Origin of the sequence: Scytonema hankhaensis NUACC26, assembly GCF_045865695.1 — a bacterium.
Classification (GTDB): Bacteria; Cyanobacteriota; Cyanobacteriia; order Cyanobacteriales; family Nostocaceae; genus Scytonema.
Genome location: NZ_BAACAP010000031.1, coordinates 1 through 4,430 on the forward strand (window position 1 = coordinate 1; position 4,430 = coordinate 4,430).

Sequence of the window (4,430 nt, forward strand, 5' to 3'; positions counted from 1 at the left end):
CAGTAATATTGTTGCCAGAAGCTTTAGTAGTGATTTCACTATTACGACGCATTATTAATAAATCTCTTAAATTTAGATTTATATTGCCTTGTCCTGCAATGGTATCGGCTGAAATTTTCCCTCGGTTATCAAGACGAATTAAATTAGCATTTACCGTTAAATTGCCTGCCGCTCCATTTCCCTGACTACTGCTAGATAATTCGGCACTATTGGTAACCTGAAGCGATTTAGTTGTAATATCAACATTACCTCCATTGCCCACAGCATTTTCTGCTACTTTACTCTCAATCGTACTTGGCAATCCATCGCTGCTTGCTCCGTCAATAGATACCATATCTTGGGCAATAATTTTTATTTTTCCTGCATTCCCTAATCCATCTGTACCGGCACGCAAGTTTGCACCATTTTGTAAAAAAAGCGAACCTGTATTAATGTTAATATCATTTGCTTCACCTCTTCCTAGAGGTAATACAAGACTATAGGCACCGCTTCTGCGGTTGTTACTACCTATACCATCAAATAAAACAAAATCAGTTGCGTTAATATTGACGCTACCAGCATTCCCATTACCATTTGTACTAGTAGCTAAACGAGCACCATCAGTGACTTTCAATAACCGGGCAGTAATATTTATATTACCTCCATTACTATCTGGTCTAATAGTCGCAACTTCGCTGTAAATACCTCCTGCAAAACCTTTTTGGTTAACTCCACTTAATGTTACGGCATCAGTAGCGTTAATAGTTACACTGCCAGAATTTCCTTGTCCCAAGGTGCTTGTTGCCATAAAAGAACCATCCCTGACAGTTAAAGAATCTGCTGTAATATTTATATCGCCACCATTACCATTTGCATCTAATTCGCCTCTCGCATATGCCCCTCCCTCAGTTATAAAAGACACATTATTTCGTGCTTGAATATTAATTTTACCGCCGTCTCCCTGTCCAAAAGTATCAGCGTTGAGCGCGGAGCGACTAGCAACTGAGAGTGAACCTGTGGTGATGCTGATATTACCTGCTTTACCCTTTATTTGCCCTCCTAACTGACTAAGTATATAACTTTCATCTGATAAAGAGACACTATCGCGGGCATCAACGATGATATTACCTGCATTTCCTTCTTTGCCGTAGCCATTTGCTATTAATCTGGCTTGGTTAGTAAGCTGAAGCAAATTTGTAGAGATTTTTACTGTACCTCCGTTGCCAAATCCTACGCCTCCTCCTTCTGAACCTATGCTGCTAGAGGCATAACTTTTATTATCAAATAGAACAGAATCAGTAGCATCAATTACTACATTACCTGCAGACCCTTGTCCGAGAGTGGTTGCTGTTAAAAATGATTCATTAGTAACTGAAACTGACCTAGCTTGGATTGAAAGGTCATTTCCATTTCCTTCAGCACCTTCTTGGACTGTGGTAAACGCTTTACTATTATTCGCAAAGGATACAAGACCGCGAGCTTGTATTTTCACACTACCGGCATCTCCTTTTGCAATAGTACTAGCACTAAGGAGTGAATTATTGTTCAGCATGAGTGAACCCGTGTTGATTTTTATGAGACCGCCTTTACCTTCTCCTTTTTCAACTTGACTGAAAGCAAAAGAATTATTATAAAATTCAACCGTATTACGAGCATCAATTGTTAAATTGCCAGAATCTCCTTTACCTAAAGTACTTACCTTTAATTGAGAGTCATTAGCAACTAGTACGGAATCAGCTTGAATCTGCAAATCTCCACTTTTTCCTACACCTGTAGGTTCTAAAGTCGTCCAGCCAAAACTTCCGTTGAGAAACGAGACTTGTTCGCGAGCGGCTATATTGAGATTACCAGCATTACCTTGACTAAAGGAACTCGTGTTAATCCTTGCTCCGTCCTTAACTGATAATAAGCCAGTGGTAATATTGATATCACCAGCATTCCCAATAGCAGTCGGTTGAACTTGATTTTTAACTTGACTTTGCTCTATCCTAATTGCTTCTGTAGCGCTCAAAGTAATGTTTCCTGCTTTTGCAGTTGCTGAACCTAACTTTTGCTCGATACCAGCATTGAGTAAACTTCCTTTTAATTCTATATTGCGTGCGTTGATGGCAACACTACCACCATTCGCATAAGCAACATTAGCAATTGCTCCATTATTCAAAAATACATCACTTCGCGACAATTCAGGTACTTGAGTACTAAAAGTGTTACCATCAATGAGTATCTTTATACTTCCCGGAGCAGCTAATCCTGCTAATTCGATTCGTCCACCATAAGCATTTAATTGTCCGCCATCCATCGTCACATTACCACCGATTAGTAATAAGCTTTTACCATCGGGTACTCGCAAACCATATGTTTCAAAGTTTGCTAAGTGAAGACCAGCAGGCGCAACTGAGTTATTTTGGATTGCTCCTGTAGCGATCTGGTTATATAAAAAAGCTGAAGGGTTAATTGTCAATAATGGTGAAGGAGCTTCTGGATTTGTAGCGCTGAAACTACCTAAACTACCAAATTGTAAAGCGTTAGCTGTTGTAGCAACAAAAGAACCGCGAATATCTAAACTGCCATTTGGTCCAAATACAATTCCATTAGGATTAATTAAAAACAGATTTGCAATACCGTTTGCCTTGATTATGCCATTGATATTAGAACGATCGCGACCTGTCACTCGACTAATAATATTTTGAATATCTGGGGCATTGTTAAACACAGCCATGCTGTTAGTAGGGACAGAAAATTCGGAAAAACTGTGGAAAAGATTGCTTCCGACTTGGGTTCCACCCTCAATAATTCTTGTGTTGCCCTCTAATTTCACAGTAGAATTATTCGGGAGAGTGCCATCCGGTGTAATTTGGGCGATCGCTTCGCTGCTACACAGAGTGCAGAACGCGCAATTAGCACATAATATCATTGTATGAACGAACTGACAGGTTAGGGATTGTACGATACTCTCCATTAGATGAACTCCCTACTTTGTGAGGTGTCGCTGTATGAGCGTAAGCTGTGAGTGTCACTTCCCCATTTTGATTAATTATCCATCCTTGCGCTTCCACAATTTGAGTCACAACATTTAGATTTACAAACTCAGGAGATACTTATACTTTACTATCAACAAGGGCTGACTCAGAATCAAATTAAACAACGGTTAAATGTGAGTCAGCCTACAATTTATCGTCGGCTTACTAAAGCGAAAATTCATTTACTGAGAGCATTAGCCCAATAGAGTCAAGAGACTTTGAATATTTCTGTAACTTCCAATACTAGCGAAGATATGAGTATCGCTTTGAAGGAATGGCTAAGGCATTATTTCGGCTCTTACCAAAAACCAATACCTCCAGGCTAAAATCGAAGCAAAGTTTAGCACTCATTATTCCAAATTACGTTGTGTAGCTTTGTATTTCTTGATTTCGGCTATAGGTAACAGTAAAGTATCTTCTATTTCCTGTCGAACTGCATCGCTTATTACACAATCGCTATTTAATATAGCAAGACAAATTATTAATTATTTCTAAATAATGACAAAATTGATAGCAAAAGAAATGTCATGCTAATCAAAAGATTTTTCATTGTTATTGATGAGTGAAATTTTGTAGCCTTTTGCACAAGCGCACAATTTATCAAATCAAGAGTCAACGTATTCTTGGTTTCTAACTATTTATGTCTTTTCTAACTAAATCAGCTTTTAGCTTGGCAACTCTTACTTTTTGTTTTGCTGTTGTTCTTGAAACAAAACCAGTTGCTGCTACGACGGTTAGTGTCATTGCTGACGGTCTGGATAACGTCAGGGGTCTTAGCTTTGGTCCTGATGGTAGTCTCTACGTTACAGAAGCAGGTGTGGGGGGAGACCAGCTATGTAGTGCATCATTTACTTTCCCGAACCAGCAAGCTTGTATTGGTTCGAGTGGTGCTGTAACAAGAATTAAGGACGGTAAGCAACAGCGTGTTCTCACAAATTTGCCGTCTTACGCATTATCACCCAGTAGCCGTCAGGGAATTGGCGCGGCGGACATCCAATTTGATGCAGCTGGAAATGCTTACCTTCTAATTGGTCTTTCTGGTGGTGTAAATTACAATAATACACCCTTAAATTCTCAGAATTTTGGAGAGCTATATAAGGTTGACTTGAACACTGGTACGTTGACAAGTATTGCCGATATTTCCAGCTATGAATTCGCCAAGGATCCTACTGTGCTTTTACCTAATGGCTTTGTAGGTAGTAATCCTTACTCTTTTACAATTAAGGGTGACACTGCTTATATTGCCAATGCAAATAGAAACGAGGTATTAAGTGTAAACCTTGATGGCAGTAATTTAAAGACGCTTGTTGAATTGAGCGATCGAACCATAACTACTCCCACACAGGAGATTACATATCAAGCAGTACCCACAGGTGTCGCCATTGGTCCAGATAAGGCTTTATATATCAGCCAATTAACAGGTGTTCCTAT

The 4,430-nt window shown here is 39.3% G+C and carries 3 protein-coding genes; 2 read left to right on the forward strand and 1 reads right to left on the reverse strand.

All coding sequences use genetic code 11. The features are described 5' to 3' along the window. Positions 1–2,938: two-partner secretion domain-containing protein (locus ACKTT2_RS00545; RefSeq protein WP_407882904.1), on the reverse strand; the 2,938-nt coding region annotated here is incomplete at its 3' end. Between the two features lie 162 nt (positions 2,939–3,100). Here ACKTT2_RS00545 and ACKTT2_RS00550 point away from each other — a divergent pair. Together ACKTT2_RS00550 and ACKTT2_RS00555 are read left to right on the forward strand one after the other, a co-directional pair. Further along, complete coding sequence (locus ACKTT2_RS00550) at positions 3,101–3,205, forward strand: hypothetical protein (RefSeq protein ID WP_407882908.1); 105 nt, start codon at positions 3,101–3,103, stop codon at positions 3,203–3,205. Between the two features lie 434 nt (positions 3,206–3,639). Then, a partial coding sequence (locus tag ACKTT2_RS00555; RefSeq protein ID WP_407882906.1) for a ScyD/ScyE family protein occupies positions 3,640–4,430 on the forward strand: 791 nt, incomplete at its 3' end.